A 12,815-nucleotide genomic window follows, 5' to 3' on the forward strand; every position below is an offset into this window, starting at 1 on the left:
GGCGCCACGCTCGCGGCCTACGCCATCGGTCTGATCCCCTTCGTGCTGATCCGCAGCGCGGTCGCGACCTTCTATGCGCGCAAGGACACCGCAACGCCGGTGCGGGCGTCGCTGACCGGCATTGCGGTCAACGTCGCGCTGAAGCTCGCCCTGATGGGATCGCTCGCCCAGATCGGCCTCGCGCTCGCAACCGCCGTCGGGGTCTGGACCAATCTCTTGCTGGTGCTCTTCTTCGCGGTGCGGCGAGGCTTTCTCGTGCTGGACCGCGCCTGGCTGATGTCGCTCGGCAAATTCCTGCTGACTGGCATCATTCTTGCGGTTGCGTTCTGGCTGATCGCGCGCTTCAGCGGCCCCTTGTTAGGCTCGATGCATTTCCGTGACGAGGTGACGCTGGTGCTGCTCGCCGCCGGCGGCACGATCGTCTATGCGCTCGCGATCCTCGTTTTGTTCGGCCGCAAGTGGCTGGTCTCGCTGGTGCGCGGCTAGGCGAGCAGTGCGCTCGCCTCCAGGATGCAAACAGCATCTGCGCATCTCTTGATTTTGTGCAATCGCCGTGGTATCGATGCCTCATGATCAAATGCTCGCGCATCGTCAACCGCAACCACATGACCCGCTTCGGCTGGGCCGTGGGAGGAGTCGTGCGCTAGGAATTCGACGACGACATCTTTTCCACCAGGCCCCGCCGGCATCGGACGGGGCCTTTTCTTTGGCCACGCTCCCTGCCGGCACAACAGCAGGAGCATCCCATGCCACCCCAACAGACGAACATTACGGCCGCGCCAGAGGGCGATGCCGCGAGACTTCGACCCGACCTCTCCATCGTCTTGAGCCTGCTCAGACGATACTGGCGTGCGTTTCAGGAGCGGTGGCCGCGTGCACAGGTCACCTTGCAGGACCTGAGCGACAGGGAGCTGACGGACATCGGCTTGTCGCGCGGCGAGATCGACAGCATCGCGCCTGAACGCGCCCTTGATAGGTTGAGAGACAATGCGCGGACTCTGTGGGGCCGTGGTGGGATGTGACGACCGCAATCCCAGCGGACTTCGCTGCGACAGGGAGAGGAGGCGATCATGACATCGCATGAGGCCCGCGCCCAGGCGGACGTGGACATCCGACGATTGACTGTCGACGATCTCGATCTCTTCCGCGACATTCGCGCGGAGGCGCTTCAGGCACACCCTCAAACCTTTGGTTCTCGGGAAGAGGATGAGGGCGGCGAGGCGATGCTGGCGGCCTATCGCCATTGGCTGAGCGGAGCGATCCTTGGCGCCTTTGCGCGCGGACATCTGATCGGAGTCGCCGGCTTCTACTTGTCGCCAGATCGGCGATCGCGGCACAGGGGTCATATCTTCACGGTTTACGTGAGGGAAGATGGCCGAGGTCAAGGAGTTGGAGATCGGCTCATCAAGGAGCTTCTTGCCCACGCCGAGGCATGCGTCGAACAGGTGCATCTTGCCGTCCTGCTCGACGCAACCGCTGCAATCAGGACCTATGAGCGCAACGGGTTCGAGGTCTACGGCACCGATCCCGCTGCCGTCCGCATAGGTGACGTCACGTATGACAAGTACCTGATGGTCAGGAAATTCAGCCATTGACGCGGGTCTGGCGCGGCTGCGCGGCATGGTTGCCCCAGAACCGGCGAGGGCGGCCTCAAATCATCATCTCCATGGGAGCGGCCCGCCCAAACCCATTTGCCTTGCCACTTTTTCCACGGCAATATGCCGGCAAAACAACCATAGGACGGGACAATAAAATGGCGGCTCCCATCAAGTTCGGCGTTGGCCAAAGCGTGCTGCGCAAGGAGGATGACGCGCTCATCCGCGGCAAGGGCCGCTATACCGACGATTACGCGCCGCAGGCTGCGCTGCGCTGCCTGATGCTCCGTTCGCCGCACGCGCATGCCAAATACACCATCGATGTGAGTCGTGCCCGCGGGCTTCCCGGCGTCGCGCTGATCCTGACCGCCGATGACGTGAGGGATCTCGGCAATCTGCCGTGCCTGTTCAATCTCGAGACCGATCCGTTCACCGGCCCGCCATACCCGATCCTGGCCAAGGACGAGGTGCGCCATGTCGGCGATTCCATCGCCTTCGTCGTCGCCGAGACCATCGATCAGGCCCGTGACGCGATCGAGGCGATCGACGTCAAATGGTCGCCGCTGCCGTCAGTGACCGGCGTCGTCAACGCCGTGAAGAAGGGCGCACCGCAGGTGTGGCCCGACAAGGCCGGCAACGTGCTGTTCGACGTCTCGATCGGCGACAAGGCGGCGACCGAAGCCGCCTTCGCCAAGGCGCATGCGGTCGCCGAAATCTCCATCGTCAATCCGCGCGTGGTCGCGAGCTTCATGGAGACGCGCGCCGCGGTCTGTGAATACGATGCCAAGCGTGACCATCTGACGCTGACGGTCGGCAGCCAGGGCAGCCACCGCCTGCGCGACATCCTCTGCCAGAACGTGCTCAACATCCCCACCGACAAGATGCGGGTGATCTGCCCCGATGTCGGCGGCGGGTTCGGCACAAAGCTGTTTCCCTATCGGGAATACGCCCTGTTGGCGGTCGCAGCGCGCAAGCTGAAGAAGGCGGTGAAGTGGGCGGCCGACCGTTCCGAGCATTTCCTGGGCGATGCGCAGGGCCGCGACAACGTCACCACCGCGAAGATGGCGCTGACTGAAGACGGCAAGTTCCTCGCGATGGATTGCGACCTGATGGGCGACATGGGCGCGTATCTGTCGACCTTCGGCCCCTACATTCCCCATGGCGGCGCCGGCATGCTGCCGGGCCTCTATGACATCCAGGCCTTCCATTGCCGGGTGCGCACGATCTTTACGCACAGCGTGCCGGTGGACGCCTATCGCGGTGCGGGCCGCCCCGAGGCCGCCTATGTCATCGAGCGCCTTGTCGACGCCTGCGCGCGAAAACTCGACACGACGCCGGATGCGATCCGCCGCAAGAACTTCATCCCGCCGAAGGCGCTGCCCTACAAGACGGCCACGGGCAAGGTCTATGATTCCGGCGACTTCGCCGCGCATCTCAAGCGCGCGATGGAGATCGCGGAATGGAAGGAGTTTCCCAAGCGCGCCAAGGCGGCCAAGAAGGGCGGCTTGATCCGCGGCATTGGGCTGGCGAGCTATGTCGAGATCTGCGGCGTGATGGGTGAGGAGACAGCCAATGTCCGCCTCGATCCCAACGGCGACGTCACCGTGCTGATCGGCACACAGTCGAGCGGGCAGGGCCACCAGACCGCCTATGCCCAGATCGTCGCCGAGCAGTTCGGCGTCGCGCCGGAACGGGTCCACGTCCGCCAGGGCGATACCGACGAGATTGCCACGGGCCTCGGCACCGGCGGCTCGGCCTCGATCCCCTCCGGCGGCGTCAGCGTCGAGCGTGCGACGCGGGAGCTCGGACAAAAGCTGAAGGAAATTGCGGCGCAGGCGCTGGAGGCCGGCGCCGGCGACCTCGAAATCTCGGAAGGGGTGGTGCGCATCGCCGGCACCGACCGTTCGATCTCGTTCGCCGATCTCGCCAAGCGGCCGGATGTCGATCCGTCGAAGCTGAACGGCAGCGCAACCTTCGCCAGCGCCGACGGCACCTATCCCAACGGCACGCATGTCGCGGAGGTCGAGATCGATCCGGCTACCGGCATCATCAAGATCGTCAACTACGTGATCGTCGATGATTTCGGCAAGACGCTCAATCCGCTGCTGTTGGCCGGCCAGGTGCATGGCGGCGCCATGCAGGGCATCGGCCAGGCCCTGATGGAGCAGGTGGTCTATGGACCCAATGACGGCCAGCTCATCACCGCGACCTTCATGGACTATGCGCTGCCGCGGGCGGCGGACGGGCCGGCCTTCGTGTTCGAGACCAACAACGTTCCCTGCAAGACCAATCCGATGGGCGTGAAGGGGGCGGGCGAGGCCGGCGCGATCGGCTCCTGTCCGGCGGTCGTGAACGCCATCGTCGACGCCCTCTGGCGCGAATACAAGATCGACCACATCGACATGCCGGCAACGCCCGAGCGGGTGTGGATCGCCATCAACGAGCACCACCGCCGTCACAGCCTGTAAGTCCAAGCAAACGCGGAACGCGTTTTGCAGGCTCAGCCAAATGATCCGGAGTGCGGCGATTTATCGTCGCGCTCTGGATGGAATGAAATCTGCCAATCGGGGTTGGCCCAATGTGGGGTCAGCACGATCCTGTCTCAGCGAAAGGGATTTGCGAATGAAGCGAGTGTTGGTTGTTGGGGGCGCGCTGCTGCTCGGGATGGGCGCCGTCTGGGCACAACAAGATTCCGTCAAGGAAGCCCAGACCCTCATGAAGGGTAACGGCAAGAACGCCGGCGCGATGTCGGCGATGGTCAAGGGCGAGAAGCCCTACGACCAGGCCACAGTGGACAGCGCGCTGGCGCAGTTCGAGGATACCGCCAAGAAGCTGCCGAACCTGTTTCCGGCGAGCGCCAAGGGCGTGAAGCTCGACGGTGACTACTCGACCTCGCCGAAGGTCTGGGAGGACAAGGCTGGCTTCGACGCCAGGATCGCAGGCTTCGCCAAGGTCGTCGGCGAGGCCAAGGGCAAGATCAAGGACCTGGACTCGCTCAAGGCGAACATGCCTGCCATCGGCAAGGAATGCGGCGGCTGCCACGAGACCTACCGCGTCAAGAACAGCTGAGGCGGGGCTCTTGTAGCCCGGATGGAGCGGCAGCGAAATCCGGGAAGCCTGTGCGGGTTGATAAACTTGTCCCGGATGTCGCTTCGCTCATCCGGGCCACGGGAATCGAAGGGCGGTTGCGAAAGCGACTGCCCTTTTTTCTGTTCGCAAGGTCTGACGGATAGCTGCCGGAGCGGCTATCTTCGAGTCAACAGCCGCGGCGCTGATGCGAGTCGGCGCGTCTCTTTCCTGACTGCATGACATCAGGAGTTCCAACGCGCGGCGAGGATCTCAATCAAGAGCGAGACAGGCCATGGCAAAACCGTTTCCGTCGAAGACGCACATCGGCAATCACATGCTGCATCCCGAGACGCTGATGCTGACCTATGGCTATGATCCGCAGCTGTCGGAAGGCGCCATCAAGCCCCCGGTGTTCCTGACCTCCACCTTCGTGTTCAAGACGGCCGATGACGGGCAGGACTTCTTCGATTTCGTCGCCGGCCGGCGCGAGCCCCCGGAAGGGATGGGCGCGGGCCTGGTCTATTCGCGCTTCAATCATCCCAACAGCGAGATCGTCGAGGACAGGCTCTCGATCTACGAACGCACCGAGAGCTGCGCGCTGTTCTCATCCGGCATGGCGGCCATCGCGACGACGATCCTTGCCTTCGTCCGCCCCGGCGACGTCATCCTGCACTCCCAGCCGCTCTATGGCGGGACGGAAACGCTGCTCACGAACACGCTGGCGCGTCTGTCGATCGGCGCCGTCGGCTTCGCCGACGGGATCGACGAGGCGGCGGTCAAGCAGGCCGCGGAGGAGGCCATGGCCAAAGGCCGCGTATCGATGATCCTGATCGAGACACCGGCCAATCCGACCAACGGCCTGGTCGACATCGCCATGATCCGCCGTGTCGCCGATTCCATCGGAAAGGCGCAAGGCGACACGCCGATCATCGCCTGCGACAATACGCTGCTCGGGCCGGTGTTTCAGCGGCCGATCGAGCACGGCGCGGACCTGTCGCTGTACTCGCTGACGAAATATGTCGGCGGCCATTCCGATCTGATCGCGGGTGCAGCGCTCGGCTCGAAGGCGATCATGAAGGGCATCAAGGCGCTGCGCGGCGCCATCGGCACCCAGCTCGATCCGCATTCCTGCTGGATGATCAACCGCTCGCTCGAAACGCTGAGCTTGCGCATGGAGAAGGCCAACAGCAACGCGCGCCTCGTTGCGGACTTCTTGCGCGATCACGCCAAGGTCGCCAAGGTCCACTACCTCGGTCATCACGAGGAGTCTTCGCCAGCCGGGCGTGCGTTCGCGCGGCAATGCCTGGGGGCGGGATCCACCTTCTCGTTCGACATCGTCGGCGGCAAGGAGGCCGCCGTCAAATTCCTCAATGCGCTGCAGATCCTCAAGCTGGCGGTGAGTCTCGGCGGCACCGAGTCGCTCGCGAGCCTGCCTGCAACCATGACTCATTCCGGCGTTCCCGCCGACATCCGGCAGAAGATCGGCGTGCTCGATTCCACGATCCGGCTGTCGATCGGCATCGAGAACCCGTCGGACCTGATCGCCGACCTCACGCAGGCGCTGAATGCAGCTTGAGCGCGATCGAAAAGTGCGTAGCCCGGATGAGCGCAAGCGTAATCCGGGGTCTTCACCCCTCGGAGTCCGTCCCGGACTGCGCTGCGCTTCATCCGGGCTACGAAGGTGAACCGCTTTGGAATCGAAAAGGCCGGACGCTCCCTCCTGCGCCCGGCCTTCGCGCGACGAAGCAGCGTTGCGGCTTACTTCGTGACCTGACCGCGGATCTCGCCGCCCGGATTGGCCGCGGTGTGGATGTTGACGTAGAGCTTGCCGCCGAGCAGATCGGCGGCCTGCGCATCGGTGAGCGTGGCTTCACCCTTGACCGGGCTCGAGGCCGCATTCGGGATCGCAACCGCGACACCGGCGTTCTTGCCGGCCTCGGCAGGCCCATGGAAATGCGCCGCAGTGGCGGGGCCGGAGAGCCCGGAATAAGTGACGGTCCAGGACAGCTTCTTGCTGGCGGCATCATAGTCCAGATCGGCGGTTCCGGTGGCGCTGCTGGTCGTTGCCGGCACTTCGGACTTGCCGTCGAGCGTTGCTTTGAGCTTTTCGGCGCTGGCCGGGCCCGCAAAAGCGACGGCACCGAGCGCTAACACGGCGATGACGGTCTTGTTCATGACATTCTCCCTGCTGAACCCGTTCGGGCTGCCAAACTTCCAACAGCCGGCATTTCAGTTTATTCCCGTTTCCGGTCAGGGCAGGCTAAATTCTTCGTGGCTGGAGCCGCGACGACATTGGTCCTAGGTTTGCCGCGACGAGTGAATGGATCTGCATGTTGCAACGAACAATTCTCGTAGGGCTGCTCGCGGTGGTCGCTGCCGCCGGCGTCTATTGGTGGCTCAGCGCGCCGGTGGTGGCAGCTGCGGGCCATGCGCCGGCCCATGCGGCCGACCTCGCCAACGGTGAGACCATGTTCAACGCCGGGGGCTGCGCGTCCTGCCATGCCACTCCCGACCAGCCCGATCGCGTCAGGCTCGGTGGCGGCGTCGCGATCAAGTCCCCGTTCGGAACGTTCTACGCGCCGAACATCTCCCCCGATCCGAATGACGGTATCGGCAAATGGACCGACGCCGACTTCGTCAACGCGGTGATGCACGGCGTTTCGCCGGGCGGGCAGCATTATTTTCCTGCCTTTCCCTATACGTCCTATCAGCGCGCAAGGCGCGAGGACGTGCTCGATCTCTTCGCCTATCTGAAGACGCTTCCGCCTGTGACCGGCAGGGTGCGCGACCATGACATGCGCTTTCCCTTCGATATCCGGCGCAACGTCGGCATCTGGAAATTCCTGTTTCTGGACGACAAGCCGCTCATTGCCGACGGCACGAAGTCGCCGCAATGGAATCGCGGTGCCTATCTCGTCAACAGTTTTGGCCATTGCGCCGAATGCCACAGCCCGCGTAACGCGCTCGGCGGCATCATCGAAGGCCAGCGCTTTGCCGGCGGCCCCAATCCGGAAGGCGAGGGCTGGGTGCCCAACATCACGCAGAAGCGCCTCGGCGAGTGGAGCGCGAAGGACATTGCCTATTTTCTCAAAAACGGCGAATTGCCCGACGGCGACAGCGTCGGCGGCGCGATGACGCGTGTGATCAAGAACACCTCGCAACTGCCCGACGAGGACCTTGCGGCGATGGCGGACTATCTCAAATCGCTGCCGCCGGTGGACGGTCCGCCGCGGCCCAAGCGGAAGGAAGCCGGCAAGGAAGCTGGTTAGCTCAGCTGGCGCCAAACGCCTTGAAGGTGATGATGGTGAGGGTGTCCTGGATGCCCGGCAGCACCTGCACCTTCTCGTTCACGAAATGGCCGATGTCGGTGTCCTTGTCGACGTAGAACTTCACAAGGAGGTCGTATTGGCCGGCCGTGGAGTAGATCTCGGAAGCGATCTCGGCTTCGGCAAGCGCATTGGCGACCGTATAGGACTGTCCGAGCTTGCATTTGATCTGGACGAAAAAAGGAACCATCGCGGGCACTCCGAAAGCGTATCTGGCGGCTAATAGGCCAAAACCGGTACGATTTAGCAAGCGGACTTGCCGGCCGCCAGATGCCGATCGGGCATTCAGGACGTCACGGCCGCCGCGGCAAATGCGTCTCTGAGCCGCTGGGCGAGCTCGACCTTGCGATAGGGCTTGGTCAGCACGATCGCCTGTGCAGGCGCACGGCCCTGCTCGACCAGGGTCTCCAGCGCGTAGCCCGAGGTGAACAGGACCGGCAGACCGGGACGAATCCGCCGCGCCTGATCGGAGAGCTCCCAGCCGTTCATGCCGCCCGGCATCACGATATCGGTGAACAGCAAGTCGATGCCGGGGTCAGTGCGCAGCTGCTGCAAGGCCTCCTTGCCGTTGACCGCGGCAACGACGCGATATCCGAGCGCTTCCACCCTGCGAATGACGGAGGAACGGACGAACGGATCGTCCTCGGCGATCAGAATCGTCTCGTATCCTCGCGGCGCCGCGTCCTCGCCATCGGACAGGTCGGCCTGCGATTGTCCGGTGTCCGCGCGCGGCAGATAGATTCGGACCGTCGTCCCAAGGCCGGTCTCGCTGTAGATCGAGACGTGGCCGCCTGATTGCTTCGCAAAGCCATAGACCATGCTGAGGCCGAGGCCCGAGCCCTTGCCGACGTCCTTGGTGGTGAAGAACGGCTCGAAGGCGCGTGCGCTGACGTCAGGTGTCATGCCTTCGCCGTCGTCGGTGATCGAGATCAACGCGTAAGCGCCGGCTGCGACTTCGGGGTGAAGGGTGCAATAGTCCTCGTCGATCGCGGTCAGCTCCGTGCTCAGCGTCAAATGTCCTCCTGCGGGCATGGCGTCCTGCGCGTTGAGCGCGAGGTTGAGCACGGCGGATTCGAGCTGGGCGCGATCGGCAAACGCCACGATCGTGCCGGGGCCGGTGCTCGTCCTGATCTCGATGTCTTCACGCAAGGTGCGCTTGAGCAGCTTGAACATGGAATCGAGCAGGCCGCGGCAATCGATCATCTGGGGCTGCAGCAACTGGCGGCGGCTGAATGCGAGCAGCCGCTGCGTCAGCTCGGCGCCCCGTTCGCCCGACTGGCAGATGTCGTCGGCAAAGCGCCGCAGATCGGGCCGAGCCTTGAGCTGCTCGCTCATGTGCTCGGCGTTGCCGATGATGACGGTGAGCAGATTGTTGAAGTCGTGAGCGATGCCTCCGGAGAGCTGACCGACCGTCTCCATCTTCTGCGCCTGCTGAAGCTGCTGCTCGGTCAGCTTGCGCGCGGTCAGGTCGTGGACGATGCCGACGAAGATCAATTCGCCGTCCTGCCGCGCCTGGCCGACCGACACGTCCATCGGAAAGGTCGATCCGTCCTTGCGCAGGCCGATGGCCTCGCCCGCGGTCGCGAAATAGCTCGCGTGGCTGTCGGGCCCGGCGCCCGCCTCGGGCATCAGCATCCCGACGTTGCGGCTCATCACCTCGTCGGCAGAGTAGCCGAACAAGCGCTCGCAGGCCGGATTGAACAGCAGGATGCGGTCCTGCGCATCCAACAGGATGACGCCGTCGACCGCGGTCTCGACGATTGCGGTGAGGCGCGCCACGCTCTCGCGCATCGCACGCTGCGCGTCCCTGACCTGCTGGAGCAGCAGCGTGGCGTCCCGGGTCTTGATTTCCTCCTCCTCGAGCGCGGCCTGGACCTGTCGTAGCTCGAACGGCGAGGGGATCGTCAGGATCTTCGGCAGCAGCGGCCAGAGCGCGCCCGCCGTGACCACGGATGCCACCGCGGTCGCCGCCTTGACGATGCCCTCGATGCCATAGATCGGAACCCAGAGCGTGTAGATCGACAGCACATGGGTCAGGCCGCACGCCATGATGAAGATCGCGAATGCCCAGTAGACCCAGCCGAATTTGAGGTCGCGCCGCTTGGTGACCAGAATCGCGAGGGCGAACGGGATCGAAAAATAGGCGGCGGCGATGCAGGCGTCGGCAACGACGTGAAGCCAGATCAGCTCAGGCTCCCATAACAGGCAGATGCCGTGCGGCGAAAGCATGGACGAGTCGAGGAGACGTTCAAAAAAGGCCCACATCGTTCCACCCAAAGATTCCGTTCCAGGCGGCTTGTGGGCCGGGGCGGCCCGCAGCATCGGTGAATGGTTCCACCACCTGACGTCTCACACATCGGCGAAGCAGTTCGCGACTATACCAAGGGTCCGGCGCGGTTGCATTTTCAAGCCCGCACCATTGCGGCGCGAAGCCCGCAATGTCCGCCTGATTCGGCCTGCGCCACGGTGTCGCGAATCACCGTCGGCTGCGGCCCGGCGCGCTTGCCGGTGTTCCACGGTCGCGCTAGGACAGGCCATGGCGGTGTCCGTATCCAGCAAATGTGTCCGGCGATGACGACCCCGGTCGCCCTCACCATCGCCGGCTCCGATTCGAGCGGCGGCGCCGGCATCCAGGCCGACCTGAAGACTTTTGCCGCGCTCGGCGTCTATGGCGCTTCCGCCATCACGGCACTGACGGCTCAGAACACGCGCGGCGTCACCGGCATTCATGCCGTGCCAGCCGACTTCGTCACCGCGCAGATCGATGCCGTGTTCGCCGATCTCGAGGTCGGTGCCGTGAAGATCGGCATGGTGGCCCAGGTCGCCAGCATCGATGCGATTGCGGCGGCGCTTTCGCGCTGGCAACCGGGGCATGTGGTGCTCGATCCCGTGATGGTGGCGACATCGGGTGACCGCCTGCTGGCGTCCGAAGCCGTCGACGCCCTGCGCACCAGGCTGATGCCGCTGGCGTCCGTGATCACGCCCAATCTGCCGGAGGCCGCGGCTCTGCTCGACGAGCCGATCGCGGCAAGCGAGGCTGAGATCGAAAAGCAGGGGCGGCGCCTGCTGGCGCTCGGCTGCCGTGCGGTCCTGATCAAGGGCGGGCACGGCGAGGGCAGGGAGAGCACCGACTATCTCATCGATGCCGACAACACGATCGCGCTCGCCGCGCCCCGCGTTGCGACCCGCAACACCCATGGCACCGGCTGCTCGCTGTCTTCGGCAGTCGCGGCGGGGCTGGCCAAAGGCGAGGATCTCGGAAGCGCCGTGCGCAACGCCAAGGCCTGGATCACCGCCGCGATTGGCGCTGCCGACCGCTTCAGCGTCGGCCGCGGCCACGGCCCGATTCATCATTTCCACAAGTTCTACTGACGCGGGCTTGCTCAACCTCTCCCGCAAGCGGGAGAGGGAGCGCACCTGCTCTCGCGGTTTCCAGTGTCAATCTGACCCTAGGCACCCCCTGCGGCGCCATGTCGCCTGATTGTCGCATGCGACTGATATTCGCGGGGTGGGCGAGGCAAGGCGTGATTCGTATCTGAAGGTGCCTCAAAAGTTCAATCAGTCATCCCCCTGTCACGGGACATTGTTACAGGCTGGCGCATGGGAAGTTACGATGTGAGTGACGAGAGCCCGGAGCGGCGCTTTCGCACGTTGTTCATCTCCGACGTTCATCTCGGGGCCCGCGGTTCTCAAGCCGATCTTCTGCTCGACTTCCTGCGCTATCATGATGCCGACACGATCTATCTCGTCGGCGACATCGTCGACGGCTGGGCGCTGAAATCGAGCTGGAACTGGCCGCAATCCCACAACGACCTCGTGCAGAAGCTGCTGCGCAAGGCGCGCAAGGGCGCCAAGGTCGTCTACATCCCCGGCAATCACGACGAGTTCCTGCGTAACTATTACGGCACGCATTTCGGCGGCATCGACGTGGTCGAGAACACCGTCCACACCGGCGTGGACGGCAAGCGTTATCTCGTCATCCACGGCGACATCTTCGATCTCGTGGTGCAGAACGCGCGCTGGCTCGCCCATCTCGGCGACAAGGCCTATGACTTCGCGATCCAGATGAATCGCTTCGTCAACTTCTTCCGCCGCTTATTCGGCGTGCCCTATTGGTCGCTGTCGCAATGGGCCAAGCAGAAGGTCAAGAACGCCGTCAATTATATCGGCGCGTTCGAGCAGGCGCTTGCCGCCGAGGCGCGGCGCCACGACGCCGACGGCGTGATCTGCGGCCACATCCACTACGCCGTGATCCGCGACGAGGGCGGCATTCGCTACATGAATTGCGGCGACTGGGTCGAGAGCTGCACCGCGCTCGTGGAGCACGACGACGGTCATTTCGAGATCATCACCTGGGCGGATCATCTGCAGAAGCCGGCAGCCGTCCCGCAGGTTGCAGCCAGAGCTGCATAGAAGAGGCCGCCTGATGCGCATTCTGGTCGCGACCGACGCCTGGCACCCGCAAGTCAACGGTGTGGTTCGGACGCTGACCAAACTCGCCGACGCTGCCGAGACGCTCGGTGTCGAATTCACGTTCCTGACGCCGCAATCGTTCCGCACCTTCGCGATGCCGAGCTATCGCGACGTGCGGCTGGCGATGCCGCGCCCGGCGCGGATCGCCAAGCTGATCGAGGAAGCGCGGCCCGACAGCATCCACATCGCGACGGAAGGGCCGATCGGCCTGATGGTCCGCCGCTATTGCCGCCAGCGCAGGCTGCCGTTCACAACCAGCTTCCACACCCGCTTTCCCGAATATGTCCGCGCCCGCGTGCCGGTTCCGGGCTCGCTGATCTGGCGGGCGCTGCGCCGTTTCCACAGCCCCAGC

At 64.2% G+C, this 12,815-nt stretch carries 13 protein-coding genes; 10 read left to right on the top strand and 3 right to left on the bottom strand.

The annotated features are described in order from the left end of the window. From MOV74_RS16795 to MOV74_RS16820, 6 genes are all read left to right on the top strand, one after another. Window positions 1–486 (top strand): lipid II flippase MurJ (locus MOV74_RS16795; protein WP_246924512.1); only part of this gene is annotated, 486 nt, incomplete at its 5' end. Between the two features lie 260 nt (window positions 487–746). Then, window positions 747–1,022: a DUF1127 domain-containing protein gene (locus MOV74_RS16800; protein ID WP_246924514.1), complete on the top strand. Its 276-nt coding sequence runs from the start codon at window positions 747–749 to the stop codon at window positions 1,020–1,022. Between the two features lie 48 nt (window positions 1,023–1,070). Continuing rightward, a complete protein-coding gene (locus MOV74_RS16805) occupies window positions 1,071–1,595 on the top strand; it encodes a GNAT family N-acetyltransferase (protein ID WP_246924516.1) in 525 nt (174 codons plus the stop codon). A gap of 158 nt (window positions 1,596–1,753) precedes the next feature. Continuing rightward, window positions 1,754–4,063, top strand: coding sequence for a xanthine dehydrogenase family protein molybdopterin-binding subunit (locus MOV74_RS16810; protein ID WP_246924518.1), 2,310 nt, complete (start codon window positions 1,754–1,756; stop codon window positions 4,061–4,063). Window positions 4,064–4,217: 154 nt separating this feature from the next. Continuing rightward, window positions 4,218–4,664 (top strand): cytochrome c, encoded by a 447-nt coding sequence (locus MOV74_RS16815; RefSeq protein ID WP_246924520.1) that lies wholly within the window; start codon window positions 4,218–4,220, stop codon window positions 4,662–4,664. Between the two features lie 292 nt (window positions 4,665–4,956). Then, a complete protein-coding gene (locus MOV74_RS16820; RefSeq protein ID WP_246924522.1) occupies window positions 4,957–6,240 on the top strand; it encodes a cystathionine gamma-synthase family protein in 1,284 nt (427 codons plus the stop codon). Window positions 6,241–6,422: 182 nt separating this feature from the next. On the opposite strand, the gene MOV74_RS16825 is transcribed toward MOV74_RS16820, so the two are convergent. Beyond that, window positions 6,423–6,839, bottom strand: coding sequence for a CHRD domain-containing protein (locus MOV74_RS16825; RefSeq protein ID WP_246924525.1), 417 nt, complete (start codon window positions 6,837–6,839; stop codon window positions 6,423–6,425). 155 nt (window positions 6,840–6,994) lie between these two features. Between MOV74_RS16825 and MOV74_RS16830 the strand changes: the two genes are divergently transcribed. Then, window positions 6,995–7,933, top strand: coding sequence for a cytochrome c (locus tag MOV74_RS16830; protein WP_246924528.1), 939 nt, complete (start codon window positions 6,995–6,997; stop codon window positions 7,931–7,933). A gap of 1 nt (window position 7,934) precedes the next feature. Here the strand turns inward: MOV74_RS16830 and MOV74_RS16835 are convergent, their stop codons facing one another. After that, window positions 7,935–8,180 carry an Lrp/AsnC family transcriptional regulator gene (locus MOV74_RS16835; RefSeq protein WP_018317369.1) on the bottom strand — a complete coding sequence of 82 codons (246 nt, stop codon included), beginning with the start codon at window positions 8,178–8,180 and terminating at the stop codon, window positions 7,935–7,937. A gap of 95 nt (window positions 8,181–8,275) precedes the next feature. After that, the gene (locus MOV74_RS16840) at window positions 8,276–10,219 is read right to left on the bottom strand and encodes a PAS domain-containing sensor histidine kinase (protein ID WP_246924531.1); all 1,944 of its coding nucleotides are present in this window, start codon (window positions 10,217–10,219) and stop codon (window positions 8,276–8,278) included. Window positions 10,220–10,561: 342 nt separating this feature from the next. On the opposite strand from MOV74_RS16840, the gene thiD reads away from it, so the two are divergent. The 3 genes from thiD to MOV74_RS16855 all read left to right on the top strand — a co-directional run. Further along, window positions 10,562–11,362 (top strand): bifunctional hydroxymethylpyrimidine kinase/phosphomethylpyrimidine kinase, encoded by an 801-nt coding sequence (thiD, locus tag MOV74_RS16845; RefSeq protein ID WP_246924534.1) that lies wholly within the window; start codon window positions 10,562–10,564, stop codon window positions 11,360–11,362. Window positions 11,363–11,590: 228 nt separating this feature from the next. Then, a complete protein-coding gene (locus MOV74_RS16850; protein WP_104465794.1) occupies window positions 11,591–12,403 on the top strand; it encodes a UDP-2,3-diacylglucosamine diphosphatase in 813 nt (270 codons plus the stop codon). A 13-nt stretch (window positions 12,404–12,416) separates the two neighbouring features. After that, on the top strand, window positions 12,417–12,815 hold a 399-nt coding region (locus MOV74_RS16855), incomplete at its 3' end, for a glycosyltransferase (protein ID WP_246924537.1).

It is taken from the genome of Bradyrhizobium sp. SHOUNA76 (genome assembly GCF_023006445.1).
GTDB lineage: Bacteria > Pseudomonadota > Alphaproteobacteria > Rhizobiales > Xanthobacteraceae > Bradyrhizobium.

Coding starts and splice junctions, on each gene's coding strand:
- MOV74_RS16850 (WP_104465794.1), top strand. CDS start 11,591: ATGGGAAGTTACGATGTGAGTGACGAGAGCCCGGAGCGGCGCTTTCGC.
- MOV74_RS16800 (WP_246924514.1), top strand. CDS start 747: ATGCCACCCCAACAGACGAACATTACGGCCGCGCCAGAGGGCGATGCC.
- MOV74_RS16815 (WP_246924520.1), top strand. CDS start 4,218: ATGAAGCGAGTGTTGGTTGTTGGGGGCGCGCTGCTGCTCGGGATGGGC.
- MOV74_RS16805 (WP_246924516.1), top strand. CDS start 1,071: ATGACATCGCATGAGGCCCGCGCCCAGGCGGACGTGGACATCCGACGA.
- thiD (WP_246924534.1), top strand. CDS start 10,562: ATGACGACCCCGGTCGCCCTCACCATCGCCGGCTCCGATTCGAGCGGC.
- MOV74_RS16825 (WP_246924525.1), bottom strand. CDS start 6,839: ATGAACAAGACCGTCATCGCCGTGTTAGCGCTCGGTGCCGTCGCTTTT.
- MOV74_RS16835 (WP_018317369.1), bottom strand. CDS start 8,180: ATGGTTCCTTTTTTCGTCCAGATCAAATGCAAGCTCGGACAGTCCTAT.
- MOV74_RS16830 (WP_246924528.1), top strand. CDS start 6,995: ATGTTGCAACGAACAATTCTCGTAGGGCTGCTCGCGGTGGTCGCTGCC.
- MOV74_RS16840 (WP_246924531.1), bottom strand. CDS start 10,219: ATGCTTTCGCCGCACGGCATCTGCCTGTTATGGGAGCCTGAGCTGATC.
- MOV74_RS16820 (WP_246924522.1), top strand. CDS start 4,957: ATGGCAAAACCGTTTCCGTCGAAGACGCACATCGGCAATCACATGCTG.
- MOV74_RS16810 (WP_246924518.1), top strand. CDS start 1,754: ATGGCGGCTCCCATCAAGTTCGGCGTTGGCCAAAGCGTGCTGCGCAAG.